Raw genomic sequence first — 18,109 nt, forward strand, 5'->3', positions numbered from 1 at the left:
GTATCAGGATAGACTGGATGGCAAGCTTGCAGGTGGGAAAAAACGAAGTACTAGGAGGCTGTTCGAGAATAGCGCCCGTAGCGAGGATGGCAGAAAATTGAGGTTAAAAAGTCGGAAATTTTTAGTGAATAGTGGTTCTGTTTACTAAAAATTTTGTTTGTGAGGTGAATAGTGGGGCTATTTGCCAAATAAAACGAAATTTTAGACCAATTTGTCGCATCCGCATTACGACGGTCTATTCTCGGCCAGCCTTCCGGGCTTGCATAAGCCATGCCCCGCTCAATCCGGAAGGCTGTGATTAATTAACACCAAGTGCAATTTCTCAATAACTATATGACTGGCCTGGCAGTGATAAGATAAAGTGTTGTGGCTAAAAACAAATAAAAACACGGATATTCCTGCGCCTGAATGGCCATGGAAATACTATAAAAATGAAAATTTACTCGGAAGCAATCCAGGAAATAAAAACGCTTGTCGAACAGAATGAAATCAGAGACAAGCAGGATATTGCACAATATCTGGACCGATGTTCAGAGCTTGACCCTTTTGCACAGGGGGTTTATGCCACGGTTTACCACATCCCCGATGAACCGGACAAGGTGGTAAAGGTGTGTCCTGACAAGAAAGATGGTTATTACCTCTTTGCTCGATGGTGTATGAAACCGGAAAATAAGAGTAATCCGCACCTGCCGGTTATTCATCGTGAAGATGTCATTGCATTGCCCTGTGGGATCTTGGTTCGCGTATATGTGGTTGAGCGTCTTTCAGGTTTTACTGATGATGGATCACGGGCAACGCAGCCCCACCAATTTCATGACTATGACTTTGGCCTTTTATGGGGTGCTTGCATGGCAGTTATGCAATCTTTTGGCCTGGATAACTCTGAGTTTTCAGAAGAAATCAAAACACTGGAAGTGTTTGTTGAGAAGATTAAAGTATCAAGCGCTGATCTGGTTAAACGTGAGGAGAGCAACAATATTGAAGATGTTGTTGATGATAATATCATTGAATCCCACGATGACTTTCTGCAAACACTCTTTGACGTATTGACCCAACTATCAGGGGTGGGCTCAATGGACCTTCACGGCGGTAACTTTATGCTTCGTGGTGATACGGTTGTGATTACTGACCCAATTGCCCACAAGTATGCGCCCGTTTCCTGATGATCGCGGCTATTTATTGTCCTGAAAACCAAAGTAGAACTGGATACGTTAATATTTACAATAACCCTTCAGGTATTTCATCTTCAGTAATCAAGGGATAGCTATCCAGGTTGGGTAGCTGGTAATGCCACCACTCGGTTCTCAGGGGTTTAAAACCAGCAATATTCATCACGCCTGCCAACAGAAATCGGTTACGTTGTGCTTCATTGGAAATCTGATCGTTGCCATGGTGAGCCAGCGGGCGAAAGTCATCAAATTGACTACCCATTTCAAGCTCTCTGCCAAACCGGTCGGTGATGGTGAGATCTACCGCAACGCCTCTGCAGTGCGGGCATGGGTCGGATTCAGGGTTACCAACATAGTCGGGGTTTGGCATCTGTTTAAACAGGATTTTCTGGGCTGACAATGGACGAAATGCATCCCATATTTTGAGCCTGAGATTCAGTGGTTTGAGCAGTTCAATCGCTTTTAACAGACACACCAAAGCGTCATTATGCAGGTAGCATTGGTTGCTTTTGTAAATAGGTTTCCCCGTAAAGTTGTTGCTACTGGCATAGATAATATCAAGGGTTAGCAAGTGGTGTTTTTCGCTAAGTAGAAACAGGTTGCCGATATTCTTTATTGTCATCATTAGAGTCTCCATACCAAGGCAAATGGGAAGCATAGTTGCTATTTCATTAGTTGCCATTTTTTTAGTGCGATATGGGAGGGATCTGCTCTGGTTTAATAATCGGGTAGTCCATGGCGTCAGGCAGTTGATAGTGCCACCATTCAGTATCAATAGGATCAAAGCCGACAATATTCATGACGCCAGCCAAAAGTAAACGGTTGCGCTGTGCCAACTCGGAAACCTGTTTATTGCCATGGTGCGCCTGAGGGCGAAAGTCATCAAATGGCGTTCCCATCTCAAGCTCATGGCCGAAGTGATCAATAATCGTGAGGTCAACTGCTATCCCCCGGCAGTGGCTGCACAAACCGGTTTCCGGGTCGGAAACGTAATCAGGATCAGGGAAACACCGGAATAATTCTGCCTGGGCTGTTTTTGGTCTGAAAGCATCCCATACTTTCAACTTCAAATTCAGAGGACGCAATAACGCTGAAGCATGTTTGATTCCTTGGGCAGCCAAAGGGTGAAGATAACAGTCGTGACTTTTATAAATCGCATGTCCGGTAAAATTGTTGCTGGTTGCGTAGGCCAATTCGATGTCAATGCCAAACGGTTTTGCAGTAATAAGTTTCAGTTCTGTGGGCAATTTCATTAAGGCAATCTCAGGTTTAATAACAGAAGCATTGGCCGTGACCAGATAGAGGATGGGTTGTAGGTAGTTGGCTTTATAAGATTAGAGTAACTGATTATAACTTAAATGAGTTTTGACAATGAATAAAAGGAAGTGGTCAAACCCGGAATCACTTGTGCCAGTGACACCGGGAAAGAAAAAGAGAGGAGAGGGTTAACCGCGTTTAGCCAAGGGTAAATAGTCGCGTTTTGTTTCACCGGTGTACAGCTGACGAGGTCGCCCGATACGGTACTCACCACTGATCATCTCATGCCAGTGAGCAATCCATCCAGGAGTACGACCGGTGGCAAAGATTACGGTAAACATCTCTGTCGGAATACCCAGAGCCTTGAGAATAATTCCGGAGTAAAAATCCACATTAGGGTAGAGCTTCTTCTGGATAAAGTACTCATCCTCCAGAGCAAGCTTCTCCAGACGCTTGGCAATCCTGAAGAGAGGATCATCTTCAAGACCCAGTTCACTCAGGACTTCATCGCAGGTTTGCTTCATTACTTTGGCGCGAGGGTCAAAGTTCTTGTAAACGCGGTGTCCAAAACCCATCAAACGGAAGACGTCGTCTTTGTCTTTGGCTTTGGCAATATACTCATCGATATTGGCTTCATTGCCTATCTCGTTCAACATCACCAACACGGCTTCATTGGCGCCGCCATGGGCAGGACCCCAAAGCGCAGCAATACCGGCCGCAATGCAGGCAAATGGGTTGGCACCGGAAGAGCCTGCGAGCCGCACAGTTGATGTGGATGCATTCTGTTCGTGGTCCGCATGGAGCAAGAAAATTCGATCCATTGCCTTGGCCAGGACAGGCTTGACTTCGTAATCCTCGCAGGGCGTAGCAAACATCATATGGAGGAAGTTGCCACCGTAACTCAGGTCGTTTCGCGGGTAAACAAACGGCTGGCCAACAGAATATTTATAGGCCATGGCCGCAAGCGTAGGCATTTTGGAAATCAGGCGATAGGCGCAAATTTCACGATGTAACTCATTGGTGATGTCCAGGGAGTCGTGATAGAACGCCGACAGGGCACCGACAACACCACACATAACCGCCATTGGATGTGCATCACGGCGAAATCCGGAGAACAGATCGCTCATCTGTTCATGGAGCATGGTGTGACGCATGATGGTGTTTTCAAACTTCTCTTTTTCCTGACGGTTTGGGAGATCCCCGTACAGCAGCAGGTAGCAGGTTTCCAGATAATCAGACTGTTCAGCCAGCTGTTCAATTGGATAACCACGATGCAGGAGAATACCCTTGTCGCCATCAATGAAAGTGATTTTGGACTCACAGGATGCAGTTGAAACAAACCCGGGATCGTAGGTGAACAAACCATTGGAAGTCAGCCCCCTGACATCAACAACATCAGGCCCAAGAGAGCCTGAATAGATGGGTAACTCCAGAGTCTGGTCCGTGCCGTCAATGGAGAGTAGAGCTTTCTTGTCAGCCATTTATGGCCTCCTGTCATGCCGTTTGGTCTCGTTATAGTTACTTTAATTGAATGCTTTTTACAAAAAAATGAGGCCGTAAAAATCACAAATAAAGTTGGGGCTGTTCGAAATATACTCGAAGCAGATGTAGTAGGCCCCTTTTACGATTTGACCACTATAGAGAGATAAATTTTTTTGTCAAACGAACTGATTATGAATCCAATCCGTAATTACTCGCATGAATTCGGCCAGGTGTTTCTGGAGTAAGTACTTAATAAGGTGAGCAATTGTAATTACCGGTTAGAGTGTATATACTCTTATCCCTGAGCCGTAAGGACGGGTTCTTCGGACCTCCGGCTTGGTAATGAGGGGAAATCGTCTATTTTTCATTAAGGGTTTCTCCACTTGCTTGTCATAGGTTCCAGAGAACCTGGATGTTATCGCTGATTCTGCTGTGTACGCCAGCGAACGTTGGGGCAAAAGAGTGAATAGCAAAAGACCTGTAAATCTCGATATAACAACAATCAAACTACCCCTGCCTGCATACACCTCGATATTGCACCGCATTTCGGGTGTCCTTCTTTTTATTGGTTTGGGTTTTCTTCTGTATGGGCTGGAATTGTCGCTTGCCTCCGAGGAGTCTTTTGGCGCACTTAAAGTCTTGCTTACAGCTCCCCTGGCTAAATTTATAAACTGGGGCATCCTGTCTGCCTTGATTTATCATTTAATTGCTGGACTGAAACATCTTTTGATGGATGTGGATGTGGGTGATGGCAAAGAGTCAGGAAGTCTGGGTGCCATTATTACTCTGGTTCTGTCAATTGTGCTGATTATCCTTGCGGGGGTCTGGGTATGGTAACCAATATCACCAATTTGTCCCGCAGTGGGCTTTATGACTGGATGCTGCAAAGACTGACGGCAGTGGTGCTTGGTGCCTATTCAGTGTTCCTGCTTGGCTATTTGGTCGTCAATCCAGGTCTTCAGTTTGACCAGTGGGCCGGGCTTTTTGATGAAACATGGATGCGAATTTTTACTTTGCTGGCGCTGATTTCTATTCTTGCTCATGCTTGGATCGGTATGTGGACAATTACCACTGACTATCTTAATGATCGTGCTTTTGGCACCAGGTCCGTTCTCATCCGTTTTCCTTTGCAGGTTGTGTGCTTTATTGCCCTGTTTAGTTATGTGATCTGGGGCGTGCAAATTCTTTGGGGGCTTTAACCGATGTCAGCACTTCGTACCCTTGCCTATGATGCCATCGTGATAGGGGGTGGTGGGGCAGGCATGCGTGCCGCGCTCCAGCTTACCCGGGCCGGAATTAAAACGGCCTGCGTCAGTAAAGTATTTCCTACCCGTTCTCACACGGTATCTGCCCAAGGTGGTATTACCTGTGCTATTGCCAGTGCGGATCCGCAAGATGACTGGCGCTGGCACATGTTCGATACGGTGAAAGGCTCTGACTACATTGGTGACCAGGATGCTATTGAGTATATGTGCTCGGTGGGTCCGCAAGCGGTTTTCGAGCTGGAGCATATGGGGTTGCCATTCTCCCGGACTGAAGAGGGGCGAATTTACCAGCGTCCATTCGGGGGGCAGTCCAAAGCGTTTGGTCAAGGTGGTCAGGCTGCCAGAACCTGTGCGGCGGCAGATCGTACAGGCCATGCGCTGTTGCACACGCTGTATCAGGCTAACTTGAAAGATGGCACTACCTTTCTTAACGAGTGGTATGCCGTTGATCTGGTAAAAAATCAAAAAGATCAGGTTGCCGGTGTTATTGCTATTGATATCGAAAGCGGCGAAACCGTTTATATCAAGGCAAAAGCAACAGTTATGGCCACCGGTGGTGCAGGACGTATTTACGCGTCTACCACCAATGCCCTGATCAATACCGGTGACGGTATCGGTATGGCCCTGCGTGCTGGATATCCTATGCAGGATATGGAGATGTGGCAGTTCCACCCCACGGGTATTCATGGTGCCGGCGTGCTGGTCACAGAGGGTTGTCGGGGCGAAGGTGGTTACCTGATTAATAGTGAAGGCGAACGCTTCATGGAACGTTACGCGCCTAACGCCAAAGACTTGGCCGGCCGGGATGTCGTTGCCCGTTCTATGGTCATCGAGATTCTCGAAGGACGTGGTTGTGGTCCCAACAAGGATCACGTTCTCCTGAAGCTGGATCATCTCGGTGAAGAGACATTGAACCTGCGTCTGCCCGGTATTTGTGAGTTGTCTAAAACCTTTGCTCATGCGGATCCTGTAAAAGTGCCGGTGCCTGTGGTACCCACCTGTCACTATATGATGGGGGGGATTCCAACCAATGTTGGTGGCCAGGCTCTTCGTCAGGATGAGGCGGGCAATGATCAAGTGATTGAAGGTCTTTATGCCTGTGGTGAGGCCGCCTGTGTTTCTGTTCATGGTGCCAACCGTTTGGGCGGTAACTCTCTGCTGGATCTGGTGGTCTTTGGCCGCTCTGCAGGTCTGCAGATTGAGAAAAACCTGAAAGATGGCTTTGATTCTGTGGGTGCCTCAAACAGTGATGTGGAGGCAGCCTTATCCAGACTTGATCGCCTGAACCAGTCAAGTAGTGGTGAAAGCGTTGCTAGTGTGCGTGCTGACCTGCAGAGCACCATGCAGCTCTATTTTGGTGTGTTCCGTGAAGGTGAGAGCATGCAGAAAGGTCTCAGGCTGCTGGATGAGTTGGGTGAGCGGCTGACCAACCTTAATTTGGTGGACAAGAGTCAGGCATTTAACACAGCCAGGGTTGAAGCGCTTGAGCTGGAAAACCTGTATCAGGTGGCTTATGCAACGGCTATTTCAGCCGAGGCCAGAACAGAGTCTCGTGGTGCTCATGCCCGTAATGATTATCAGGAGCGGGATGATGAAAACTGGCTGGCGCACTCGCTTTATTCACCGATGGAAAAATCAGTCAGCAAGCGTGCCGTTAACTTCGCTCCGGCAACAATGGAGGCTTTTCCTCCCAAGGCAAGAAGCTACTGAGGGAGAGGCTTATGAAGGTAAGTATCTATCGCTATAACCCAGAAACCGACAAAAAGCCCTATATGATGGACTTTGACGTCGCTATCCCGGAAGGTAAGGACCTGATGGTTCTGGACGTTCTCAATCTGATTAAGGAACAGGATCCAACACTGGTTTATCGACGTTCCTGTCGAGAGGGGGTTTGTGGCTCTGACGGCTTGAGTATTGGCGGTACCAATGGTCTGGCCTGCATTACGCCTTTGTCTGAAGCTGTCAAGGGGAATAAGCTGGTGGTTCGCCCGCTGCCCGGATTACCGGTGATCAGGGACTTGGTGGTCGATATGAGCCTGTTTTATAAACAGTACGAAAAAATTAAGCCATACCTGATTAACGATACGCCAGCACCAGCCATTGAACGCCTCCAGTCCCCTGAAGACAGGGAGAAACTGGACGGGCTTTATGAGTGTATTCTCTGTGCCTGTTGCTCCACTGCCTGCCCCTCCTTCTGGTGGAATCCGGACAAATTTGTTGGGCCTTCCGGCCTGTTGCAAGCTTATCGTTTTCTTGCCGATAGCAGGGATACAGCAACCGAGGAACGTCTGGCGGATCTTGATGACCCGTTCAGTGTTTTCCGCTGTCGGGGTATCATGAACTGTGTCAATGTTTGCCCCAAAGGTTTAAACCCAACACGGGCCATTGGGCATATCAGGCAGATGTTGTTTAAAAGTGCAACATAGTATAAATGTATTTTAAATAAATTGTGCTGCTTCCATACGGAATCATGGAGCAGCAATAGCTTGAACCAGCAGGGGCGGTCGGAAAACATCCGATCCTATCTGAGGGGGACTGTTCACTGACTGAAGATAAATACCATCAGTGACCTCTGTTTTTCGGCCAGGCAGGGTGGAAAAAGCAGATTTCCCGAGATAAGCCCCAGACTCACGGGGTAATAATCATGCAAGAAGGTGTAATGCAGCGGATGTGGAGTTCATCCCACATTGCAGGGGGAAATGCTGCATACGTCGAGGATATGTACGAACGTTATCTGCGAGACCCCAATTGTGTTGAGGTGCAGTGGCGAGACTATTTCGAAAAGTTGCCCCCGGTCAGCGGTGGAGGAGCAGACGTCCCGCATTCTACCATCCAGGAGAATTTTATCCTGATGGCGCGTCAGCGCCAGACTACCCGCCCGATTCAGGTATCATCCGTATCCAGCGATCATGAACGCAAGCAGGTTCAGGTTTTGCGCCTGATCAGCGCTTTTCGGATCCGTGGCCATCAACAGGCGGCTATCGACCCTCTCGGGGTGATGAAACGGGAAGAATTTCCTGATCTGTCACTGGCATATCACGGTCTTAGTGAAGCGGATCTCGATACCGAATTCCAGACTTCAACGCTGTTTATTGGCAAAGAATACGCTTCTCTTCGGGAAATCTACGATGCCTTGAAAGCCACCTATTGCCAGTCAATCGGTGTTGAGTATATGCACATTCCCCAGACAGAGGAGCGTCGCTGGTTCCAGAGTCGCATGGAAAGTGTTCGCAGCCGGCCGGAAGTCGGAGTTGAAGCCAAACTTCACTTACTGGAACGATTGACCGCAGCAGAAGGTCTCGAAAAATACCTGGGGACAAAATATCCCGGAACCAAGCGGTTTGGCCTGGAAGGCGGAGAGTCTCTGATCCCCATGCTGGATGAGATTATTCAGCGCACCGGTTCCTATGGCTCCAAAGAGCTGGTGATCGGTATGGCCCACCGTGGCCGGTTGAACGTTCTGGTCAATATTCTGGGCAAGAAGCCCGGTGATCTGTTTGACGAATTTGAAGGCAAGAGACTGGTTGAACGGGGTTCCGGTGATGTGAAATACCATCAGGGCTTTTCTTCTAATGTGATGACGCCGGGTGGTGAGGTACATCTTGCGCTGATGTTCAACCCCTCGCACCTGGAAATTGTTACCCCGGTCGTTGAGGGCTCCGTCAAAGCCCGTCAGGACCGTCGTAAGGATTCAGTGGGCAACCAGGTTGTGCCCATTGCCATTCATGGCGATGCCGCTTTTTCCGGGCAGGGGGTTGTGATGGAAACCCTGCAGATGTCCCAGACCCGTGCCTACAAAACCGGCGGCACCATTCATATCATTATTAACAACCAGGTTGGCTTTACCACCAGTTTCCGGGAGGATGCCCGCTCTACGGAATACTGCACCGATGTGGCCAAGATTGTCGGGGCACCGATCCTTCATGTTAATGGTGACGATCCTGAAGCGGTCCAGTTTGCCACCAAACTGGCCCTTGATTACCGGATGGAGTTCCATAAGGACATTGTCGTAGACCTGGTCTGTTACCGTCGTCGTGGCCACAATGAGGCGGATGAGCCCTCTGCCACTCAGCCGATGATGTACAGCAAGATTAAATCCCATATGACCACCCGGGATCTCTATGCAAAGGTTCTGCTGGGCGAAGGGGTGATCAGTGAGGCGGCTGATAAAGAACTGGTAGAAAGTTTCCGTAATGCTCTCGACAATGGTGAGCATGTGGTTAAGGCCCTGGTAAAAGAACCTAATAAGGAACTCTTTGTCGACTGGTCTCCTTATCTTGGTCACGAATGGACCGCCCGTCATGATACCCGGGTGGCAGTAGGGACATTACAGTCTTTAGGCCAGAAGCTGTGTGAAATTCCCGAAGGCTTTGTGCTGCAGCGCCAGGTCAGCAAGATCGTTGAGGATCGTCGCAAAATGGCGGCAGGTGCCCTGCCGATTAACTGGGGCTGTGCTGAACTGCTGGCTTATGCGTCACTGTTGATGGAAGGCAGTGAAGTCAGGATTACCGGGCAGGATGTGGGTCGGGGAACCTTTTCTCACCGTCATGCAGTATTTCACAATCAGAAAGACGGCTCGACTCTGGTTAACCTGGCAAGGCTTTCTCCGGATCAACCTCGATTCCAGATCTGGGACTCGTTCCTGTCAGAGGAAGCGGTTCTGGCTTTTGAGTACGGCTATGCCGCAACGACGCCCAATGCACTGGTTATCTGGGAAGCCCAGTTTGGTGATTTTGCCAATGGTGCACAGGTGGTTATTGACCAGTTTATCTCCAGTGGTGAGCACAAGTGGGGGCGTTTGTCAGGCCTTACCATGCTGCTGCCCCATGGCTATGAAGGTCAGGGACCTGAACACTCATCTGCCCGGCTTGAGCGCTTTTTGCAGCTGTGTGCAGAACACAATATTCAGGTTTGCGTTCCCACGACGCCAGCCCAGGTGTTCCATATGTTGAGACGTCAGGTGCTTCGTCCGTTGCGTAAGCCACTGGTAGCATTTACCCCCAAGAGCTTACTCCGTCACAAACAGGCCACCTCATCTCTGGAAGAGTTGGCAGAGGGCAGTTTCCAGACGATTATCCCTGAGGTTGACGGACACGAACCATCAGCAATCACCCGGATGATTATGTGCTCAGGCAAGGTGTATTATGACCTGCTGGAAAAGAAGAGAACGGATGGGCTGATTGATACGGTGATTGTCCGTATTGAACAGCTCTACCCATTCCCTCAGGACGATCTGGATGAGCTGATTGTCAGCTATCCAAATCTGAAAGATGTGATCTGGTGTCAGGAAGAGCCGATGAACCAGGGGGCATGGTACTGTAGTCAGCATCATATGCGTCGTTCAGTTGCCGTACATCCTAATAAAACGATGAGTCTCAAGTATGCAGGGCGTGAAGCTTCAGCGGCTCCGGCATGTGGCTATATGTCAACACATGCCCAGGAGCAGCAGCGGTTGGTAACTGATGCTTTCAGCTTTTGAATAAAGAAAAATTACTGCTCAAGACTGAGCGGTGGAATTGGTTAAACGGCCAGCAGGTATTACTTATCGATCTGGCCAGAGCGTTTGACACAGTTTCTGTGAATAACGCTCCATGGGGCGAAGACGCAAAGGATCAATAATGGCCACTGAAATTAAAGCACCTACCTTTCCCGAATCCGTTGCTGATGGCACGGTCGCAACCTGGCACAAAAAGCCCGGTGAGCAATGCCTCCGGGATGAACTGCTGGTTGATATCGAAACCGACAAAGTGGTTCTTGAAGTTGTTGCTCCGGCAGATGGTGTTTTGAGTGAAATTATCAAGCCTGAAGGAGACGTTGTTCTCAGCAGTGAAGTCGTTGGCATCTTCGAGGAAGGTGCCTCTACCGGCACCGCCCCGGCCTCTGCCGAGGCTACTGCCGCTCCAGCAGCTTCATCGGTAGCCACTCGGGAAGAACCGATTCTCCACCCGGCAGCACGACGGATGGCTGATGAGCAAGGTCTTGATCCTGCGGCCATTACCGGTACGGGCAAAGGCGGTCGCGTAACCAAAGAGGATGTGGTCCGTCATGTTGAAGGTGGTGGTCAGGTATCAGCGACCCCGCCTGTAGCTGCCGCTCCGGCGGTGTCCTCCGCTGCCATACCTCTGGTAGAGCCAACAGCACCGCTGTTTGCCGGTGAACGTGTCGAGAAACGGGTGCCCATGACCCGCCTGCGGGCCAAAGTAGCCGAGCGTCTGGTTCAGGCTCAGCAAAATGCCGCCATGTTGACGACCTTTAACGAGATCAACATGAAGCCGGTCATGGAGCTTCGTGGCCAATACAAAGATGTCTTTGAGAAACGTCATGGTGTACGACTCGGGTTCATGTCTTTCTTTGTCAAGGCCTGTGTTGAAGCGCTGCGCCGCCATCCCGTGGTCAACGCCTCTATTGATGGTAATGATATTGTCTACCATGGTTACCAGGATATAGGTGTTGCCGTTTCCAGTGATCGCGGCCTGGTTGTGCCAGTGCTTCGTAACACCGAAGATATGAGCCTTGCCGATATTGAGGCGAAAATTCGTGAGTTTGGTAAAAAGGCAATGGATGGCAAGCTTGGCATTGATGAGATGACCGGTGGTACGTTCACCATTTCCAACGGCGGTGTTTTTGGTTCACTCCTTTCGACGCCCATCCTGAATCCACCACAGTCAGCGATTCTGGGTATGCATAAAATTCAGGAACGTCCCATGGCGGTTAATGGCAAGGTTGAAATTTTACCGATGATGTACCTTGCCCTGTCCTATGACCATCGACTGCTGGATGGTAAGGACGCAGTCACCTTTCTTGTGACCGTCAAGGAGTTGCTGGAAGATCCGGCCAGAATGCTTCTGGACGTTTGATTCCGGATTGTATCGGGCAGCCTTATTTTTCTATCAAACTGTGCTGCCCATTTGACTTGACCCGTATACCTTATTTTATAAACCGTTTTGGAAATAACTTATGGCAAATCAGTTCGACGTGGTAGTGATTGGCGCAGGCCCTGCCGGTTACGTCTGTGCTATCCGTGCAGCCCAGCTGGGGTTGAAAACTGCCTGTATCGAGAAGTGGTCCGATGATAAGGGCAAGGCCAAACTGGGTGGTACCTGCCTGAATGTTGGCTGTATCCCTTCCAAGGCACTTCTGGATAGCTCTCACAAATTTATCGAAGCCAGGGAAGACTTTGCCAGTCACGGCATTAAGCACAACGGTGTAGACATCGACGTACCTGCAATGCTTGCCCGTAAAGATAACATTGTCAACCAGCTGACAACGGGTGTTACCGGCCTGTTCAAGGCAAATGGTGTGACCCTGCTGGAAGGTGCCGGTAAAGTGCTCTCTGGCAAGCAGGTTGAATTGACCCGGGCTGACGGCTCGGTTGAAGTGATTGATGCTGCGAACGTGGTGATTGCCACCGGCTCCCGGCCTATTGAAATTCCACCCACACCGCTGACTGAAGGTCTGATTGTTGACTCTACCGGTGCTCTTGAGTTTCAGGAAGTTCCGAAGCGTCTCGGGGTTATTGGCGGCGGTGTTATTGGTCTGGAGCTGGGTTCTGTCTGGGGTCGACTGGGGTCTGAAGTGGTTGTCCTTGAAGCCCAGGATAAATTCCTGGCCCTGGCTGACCAGCAAATCGCCAGAGAAACCCTGAAGATATTCAAGAAGCAGGGGCTTGATATTCGCCTGGGTGCCCGGGTTACCGGTTCAGAGGTGAGGGGGAGCGAGGTTGAAGTTACCTATCAGGATGCCAATGGAGATGAGCAGAAGCTGACCTTTGACAAGTTGATTGTGGCTGTCGGTCGACGCCCTTACACAGAAAACCTTCTGGCTACTGACTCCGGTGTCAATCTGGATGAGCGTGGTTTCATTTTTGTCGATGATTACTGTACCACTGACGTTCCTGGCGTTTATGCCGTTGGGGATGTAGTCCGGGGCCCGATGCTTGCCCATAAAGGCAGCGAAGAAGGCATTATGGTGGCGGAAATCATTGCCGGGCAGAAAGCACAGATGAACTATGACCTGATTCCTTCGGTTATTTATACCCATCCTGAAGTAGCCTGGGTTGGTAAAACGGAAGAAGAGGTCAAGGCCAGCGGCGACGAGTACAAAGTGGGTACCTTCCCGTTTGCTGCCAGTGGTCGTGCACTGGCTGCCAATGATACCCATGGCATGGTCAAGGTGATTGCGGACAAGGCAACTGACCGTATTCTTGGAGTTCATGTGGTCGGACCGAGCGCTGCTGAGCTGGTGCAGCAGGGGGTTATTGCCATGGAGTTCGCTGCCAGCAGTGAAGATCTTGCGCTGACCATTTTCTCACACCCAACCTTGAGCGAAGCATTGCACGAAGCGGTTCTGGCGGTTGATGGCCATGCTATCCATATTGCCAATCGCAAACGTCGCTAAACCTGTCTTAATGGGAGCGGTCAGGGTCGATTTGCTCCCTTCTCCATAGAAAGTATCCAGGGATATGGTTGACCAGAAACTTGAAAACAACGCTGAAATAAAAAAGAGGGCTGCGTCATAATGAATCTTCACGAATATCAGGGTAAACAGCTCTTTGCAAGGTATGGGCTACCCGTATCCCGGGGTGTCGCTGCGGATACTCCAGAGCAGGCTGCTGCCGCTGCCGATGAAATCGGTGGCAATCGGTGGGTGGTCAAGGCCCAGGTTCACGCCGGGGGCCGTGGTAAGGCCGGTGGTGTTAAATTGGTCACCAGCAAGGAAGAAATCCTTGCGTTTGCAAAGCAGTGGTTAGGTAAAAACCTGGTCACTTACCAGACCGATGAAAATGGCCAGCCGGTCAGCAAGATATTGGTTGAAAGCTGCACAGATATTGATCAGGAACTCTATCTTGGTGCCGTGGTCGATCGTGCAACCCGTCGCATCGTGTTCATGGCCTCCACAGAAGGTGGCGTTGAAATTGAGAAGGTGGCGGAAGAAACCCCGGAAAAAATCCTCAAGGCGACCATTGATCCCTTGACCGGTGCCCAGCCTTATCAGGCCCGTGAACTGGCCTTCAAACTGGGTCTGGAAGGCAAACAGACCAAGCAGTTTACCCAGATTTTCCTCGGTCTGGCGAAACTCTTCCAGGAGTGCGACCTTGCCCTGTTGGAGATCAACCCGCTGGTGATCACCAAAGAGGGTGACTTGCACTGTCTGGATGCGAAAATCAACATCGACAGCAATGCCCTCTACCGTCAGCCTCAGTTGAAAGCCATGCATGATCCTTCCCAGGAAGATGCCCGTGAAGCCCATGCCGCCCATTGGGAGCTGAACTACGTGGCACTGGATGGCAATATTGGCTGTATGGTCAATGGTGCAGGCCTTGCCATGGGCACCATGGATATTGTCAAGCTCCATGGCGGAGCCCCTGCCAACTTCCTGGATGTCGGTGGTGGGGCAACCAAAGAGCGTGTCACAGAAGCATTCAAAATCATTCTCTCTGATGACAGCGTGAAAGCGGTCCTGGTCAATATCTTTGGTGGTATTGTCCGCTGTGACCTGATCGCTGAAGGCATTATCGGTGCGGTTAAAGAAGTGGGCGTTGAAGTCCCTGTGGTGGTTCGCCTGGAAGGCAACAATGCTGACCTGGGTGCACAGACCCTTGCCAATAGCGGACTTGATATCATCGCGGCCAACAGTTTGACCGAGGCTGCCCAGCAGGTAGTCAAGGCAGCGGGGAACCAGTAATGAGCATTTTAATCAATAAAGACACCAAAGTTATCTGCCAGGGATTCACCGGTGCCCAAGGCACTTTTCACTCCGAACAGGCCATTGCATACGGTACCCGGATGGTGGGTGGCGTAACACCGGGCAAAGGTGGCCAGACTCACCTGGACCTGCCGGTCTTCAATACGGTGGCTGAAGCCGTTGATCAGACCGGTGCCGAAGCTTCGGTGATCTACGTGCCTGCCCCTTTCTGCAAGGACTCCATCCTGGAAGCCACTTACGCTGGCATCCAGTTGATTGTCTGCATCACAGAAGGCATCCCTACGCTGGATATGCTGGAATGCAAGGTCAAGTGCGATGAGCTGGGTGTTCGTCTTATCGGCCCGAACTGTCCGGGTGTTATCACCCCGGGGGAGTGCAAGATCGGTATTATGCCGGGTCATATCCATCTGCCGGGTAAGGTAGGTATCGTTTCCCGTTCCGGTACGCTGACCTATGAAGCGGTCAAACAGACCACCGATTATGGCTTTGGCCAGTCTACCTGTGTTGGTATTGGTGGTGACCCCATTCCCGGTTCCAACTTTATCGATATTCTGGAACTCTTCCAGAATGATGACAAGACCGAAGCCATCGTAATGATTGGTGAAATCGGTGGTTCTGCCGAAGAAGAAGCGGCTGCTTATATCAAGAAGCATGTCACCAAACCCGTGGTTTCTTACATTGCCGGTGTCACAGCGCCTCCGGGCAAGCGCATGGGCCATGCCGGTGCGATCATTGCCGGTGGCAAGGGTACTGCCGATGAGAAATTTGCGGCACTGGAGTCGGCAGGTGTCAAGACCGTTCGCAGCCTGGCGGATATCGGTGAAGCTCTGAAAGACATTACCGGCTGGTAAAACAACCTGCCTCAGGAAGCACTAAAAAGGCCGGATTTATATCCGGCCTTTTTATGATGGAAAATACTGAATCAGTGGTCAGGCTGCGTAAGCATCTTCAAGGATTTCACGGGACGTGTTGAGATCTTGGTCACCGGTCTCAGAAAGAGCCGTCATGCCATGGGCCTCCAGTGCCTTGATCACGTTCTCAATCTGGTTATGCTCAACACCATACTGTGATAGTCGTGTTTTCACACCCAGGGATTCAAAGAAATCGCGGGTTTTCTCAATAGCGAGATCAACCTTTTCATCGTTGCTACCTTCTCTGATATCCCAGACACGTTCTGCATACTGCACCAGTTTTGCCCGTTTCTTATCTTTGCGCAGTTTCCACAGGGATGGCAGAACCACCGCCAGACTCTGGGCATGGTCCAGGCCAAACAGGTCGGTCAGTTCATGGCCAATCATATGGGTGCCCCAGTCCTGGGGAACGCCGACACCAATGTAGCCATTCAGTGCCGAAGTGGCACTCCACATCAGGTTGGCACGGGCATCGTAGTTGTCTGGCTCAGCCAGTGTTACCGGGCCAACTTCAATCAGCGTATTCAGAATGCCTTCCGCCATGCGGTCCTGAATCCGGGCGTCAACAGGATAGGTAACATATTGTTCAAGTACATGAACAAAGGCATCCACGACGCCATTAGCGATTTGCACCGGTGGCAGGGTGAAGGTCAGTGATGGATCCAGAATGGAAAACTGCGGGTAGAGCAGTGGACTCATCACCGGCAGTTTACCAATGTCGTGAGAAATAACGGCACCCATGTTCATCTCGGAACCTGTGGCCGGTAAGGTGGCAACTGTAGCCAGTGGAATGGCAGAGGTGATTGGCGCACCGGCAAAACCGCCCTTGAGCAGATCCAGCTCGTCACCTTCATAAGGTGCCGCTGCAGCAACAAACTTGGTGCCATCCATGACCGAGCCGCCACCCACCGCCAGCAGGAAGTTGATGTTTTCAGCGCGGACGATCGCAACGGCTTTCATCAGGGTGTTGAATGTCGGGTTTGGCTCGATACCACTGAACTCAAGGACTTCACGGTTACCCAAGCCAGCCAGGACCTTGTCCAGGGTACCGAATTTCTTCACACTACCACCGCCGTAAAGGACCAGTACTTTGGCATTGGCCGGTACCAGTTGATCCAGTTCCTGCAGTCGGTCCTGGCCAAACACAATGTGGGTCGGGTTTTGATAATTAAAATTCATCATGGGCGCTTCTTCCTTATGAATGTTTAAAGGTAGATTAGCGTTTCTGTGCAGGATTAGAATGACCATAACGGGCAAAGTCATGCCTAAAACGATCAGTGGTGGTTTTTTTGTGTATTGATTAAAGCTATGCTGGGCACTATTAAAACCGATCAAACGATAAATCATGATGCCATTAGCCCAGACCCTTTCTCTTCTGGCCAAAGAGGATGGCTATAACCAAACCCATATTCCCGGTGTGGGCGTTTTTAAGGCCAGCGAATCCAGAGCCCGTGAGCCATTGTGTTATAGCCAGGGTATTTTTATTGTTGCCCAAAGCGCAAAACGGATTTACCTGGAGCAGCAGGCTTATGACTATAATCCAGATAACTATCTGGTGCTGACCTTGCCTATTCCTGCGGAATGCGAAACCATTGTCGTGGATGACAAACCGTTGTTATCCATGCTGGTAGATATCGATATCAGCTTGTTGTATCCGCTGGTGCGGTTGTTCGACAACCATCAACAGGCGACAGATACCATGGACGATCTGTTAGAGGCACGAAGCAGTCTTTATGTCAGCCCGGTGACGGATTCTTTCTCAGCAACGGTGTTAAGGCTGGCCCAGTGCCTTCACTCGCCCCTGGAGAGTGAAGCGTTAGGAAAAGGGCTGGTGCAAGAGTTACTTTTTCATGTGCTTAATGGGGACCAGGCCGCGCCATTATTTGCCCTGGCAAGGCACAATACGCATATTGCCCGTTTGGAGCGGGCAATGAAGTATATGCATGAGCATTACGCCCAGTCCATTGATGTCGGATACCTGTCCTCTATGGCTCATATGAGCCCATCCACCTTCCACCGTAATTTTCGATCTATGACTTCATCGTCGCCTATTCAGTACTTGAAGAAACTGCGCCTGAATCGGGCCAGAGAGTTGTTACAAGACCAAGGGGTCAGAGTAAAGCAGGCCGCTGCTGAGGTTGGCTATGAGAGCCCAACGCAATTCAGCAGGGAATTCAAACGTTACTTTGGGTTAACGCCTCAAGCATGCGCGGCAGCCTGATTTTTTAGATGAGGCCGCATGGCTGACGTGCATGGCTTACGTGGATTGTAACTATTCAGCACCCAGCAAAGGCATATTACTGTAATTCTGAACAGCTCT

At 50.3% G+C, this 18,109-nt stretch carries 16 protein-coding genes; 12 read left to right on the plus strand and 4 right to left on the minus strand.

Annotation, left to right across the window (positions count from 1 at the left end):
- Positions 1-431 precede the first annotated feature (431 nt).
- The gene (locus KDK14_RS18115; protein WP_257266599.1) at positions 432-1,163 is read left to right on the plus strand and encodes a hypothetical protein; all 732 of its coding nucleotides are present in this window, start codon (positions 432-434) and stop codon (positions 1,161-1,163) included.
- 55 nt (positions 1,164-1,218) lie between these two features.
- On the opposite strand, the gene ddpX (KDK14_RS18120) is transcribed toward KDK14_RS18115, so the two are convergent.
- From ddpX (KDK14_RS18120) to gltA, 3 genes are all read right to left on the minus strand, one after another.
- Positions 1,219-1,794, minus strand: coding sequence for a D-alanyl-D-alanine dipeptidase (gene ddpX, locus KDK14_RS18120; RefSeq protein ID WP_257266600.1), 576 nt, complete (start codon positions 1,792-1,794; stop codon positions 1,219-1,221).
- A 61-nt stretch (positions 1,795-1,855) separates the two neighbouring features.
- Entirely contained in the window at positions 1,856-2,422 is a 567-nt protein-coding gene (gene ddpX / locus KDK14_RS18125) for a D-alanyl-D-alanine dipeptidase (protein ID WP_257266601.1), read from the minus strand.
- Between the two features lie 192 nt (positions 2,423-2,614).
- Entirely contained in the window at positions 2,615-3,907 is a 1,293-nt protein-coding gene (gene gltA, locus KDK14_RS18130; protein WP_257266602.1) for a citrate synthase, read from the minus strand.
- 463 nt (positions 3,908-4,370) lie between these two features.
- On the opposite strand from gltA, the gene sdhC reads away from it, so the two are divergent.
- From sdhC to sucD, 10 genes are all read left to right on the plus strand, one after another.
- A complete protein-coding gene (gene sdhC / locus KDK14_RS18135) occupies positions 4,371-4,745 on the plus strand; it encodes a succinate dehydrogenase, cytochrome b556 subunit (RefSeq protein ID WP_257266615.1) in 375 nt (124 codons plus the stop codon).
- Complete coding sequence (sdhD, locus tag KDK14_RS18140) at positions 4,739-5,107, plus strand: succinate dehydrogenase, hydrophobic membrane anchor protein (protein ID WP_257266603.1); 369 nt, start codon at positions 4,739-4,741, stop codon at positions 5,105-5,107. Before sdhC ends, sdhD begins: the two co-directional genes overlap by 7 nt.
- A 3-nt stretch (positions 5,108-5,110) precedes the next feature.
- Complete coding sequence (sdhA, locus tag KDK14_RS18145) at positions 5,111-6,883, plus strand: succinate dehydrogenase flavoprotein subunit (RefSeq protein WP_257266604.1); 1,773 nt, start codon at positions 5,111-5,113, stop codon at positions 6,881-6,883.
- Positions 6,884-6,894: 11 nt separating this feature from the next.
- The gene (locus KDK14_RS18150) at positions 6,895-7,599 is read left to right on the plus strand and encodes a succinate dehydrogenase iron-sulfur subunit (RefSeq protein WP_257266605.1); all 705 of its coding nucleotides are present in this window, start codon (positions 6,895-6,897) and stop codon (positions 7,597-7,599) included.
- Between the two features lie 218 nt (positions 7,600-7,817).
- Positions 7,818-10,652 (plus strand): 2-oxoglutarate dehydrogenase E1 component, encoded by a 2,835-nt coding sequence (locus KDK14_RS18155; protein WP_257266606.1) that lies wholly within the window; start codon positions 7,818-7,820, stop codon positions 10,650-10,652.
- Positions 10,649-10,792, plus strand: coding sequence for a hypothetical protein (locus tag KDK14_RS18160; RefSeq protein WP_257266608.1), 144 nt, complete (start codon positions 10,649-10,651; stop codon positions 10,790-10,792). Before KDK14_RS18155 ends, KDK14_RS18160 begins: the two co-directional genes overlap by 4 nt.
- The gene (gene odhB / locus KDK14_RS18165) at positions 10,792-12,030 is read left to right on the plus strand and encodes a 2-oxoglutarate dehydrogenase complex dihydrolipoyllysine-residue succinyltransferase (protein WP_257266609.1); all 1,239 of its coding nucleotides are present in this window, start codon (positions 10,792-10,794) and stop codon (positions 12,028-12,030) included. Before KDK14_RS18160 ends, odhB begins: the two co-directional genes overlap by 1 nt.
- Before the next feature lie 100 nt (positions 12,031-12,130).
- Entirely contained in the window at positions 12,131-13,570 is a 1,440-nt protein-coding gene (gene lpdA / locus KDK14_RS18170; RefSeq protein WP_257266610.1) for a dihydrolipoyl dehydrogenase, read from the plus strand.
- 120 nt (positions 13,571-13,690) lie between these two features.
- Positions 13,691-14,857: an ADP-forming succinate--CoA ligase subunit beta gene (gene sucC / locus KDK14_RS18175; protein WP_257266611.1), complete on the plus strand. Its 1,167-nt coding sequence runs from the start codon at positions 13,691-13,693 to the stop codon at positions 14,855-14,857.
- Complete coding sequence (sucD, locus tag KDK14_RS18180) at positions 14,857-15,729, plus strand: succinate--CoA ligase subunit alpha (RefSeq protein WP_257266612.1); 873 nt, start codon at positions 14,857-14,859, stop codon at positions 15,727-15,729. Before sucC ends, sucD begins: the two co-directional genes overlap by 1 nt.
- A 78-nt stretch (positions 15,730-15,807) precedes the next feature.
- Here sucD and KDK14_RS18185 read toward each other — a convergent pair whose 3' ends face one another.
- Positions 15,808-16,971 carry an iron-containing alcohol dehydrogenase gene (locus tag KDK14_RS18185; protein WP_257266613.1) on the minus strand — a complete coding sequence of 388 codons (1,164 nt, stop codon included), beginning with the start codon at positions 16,969-16,971 and terminating at the stop codon, positions 15,808-15,810.
- Between the two features lie 163 nt (positions 16,972-17,134).
- On the opposite strand from KDK14_RS18185, the gene KDK14_RS18190 reads away from it, so the two are divergent.
- Entirely contained in the window at positions 17,135-18,010 is an 876-nt protein-coding gene (locus KDK14_RS18190) for an AraC family transcriptional regulator (RefSeq protein ID WP_257266614.1), read from the plus strand.
- Positions 18,011-18,109 lie beyond the last annotated feature (99 nt).

Source organism: Endozoicomonas sp. ONNA2 (assembly GCF_024606365.1).
Lineage (GTDB): Bacteria > Pseudomonadota > Gammaproteobacteria > Pseudomonadales > Endozoicomonadaceae > Endozoicomonas.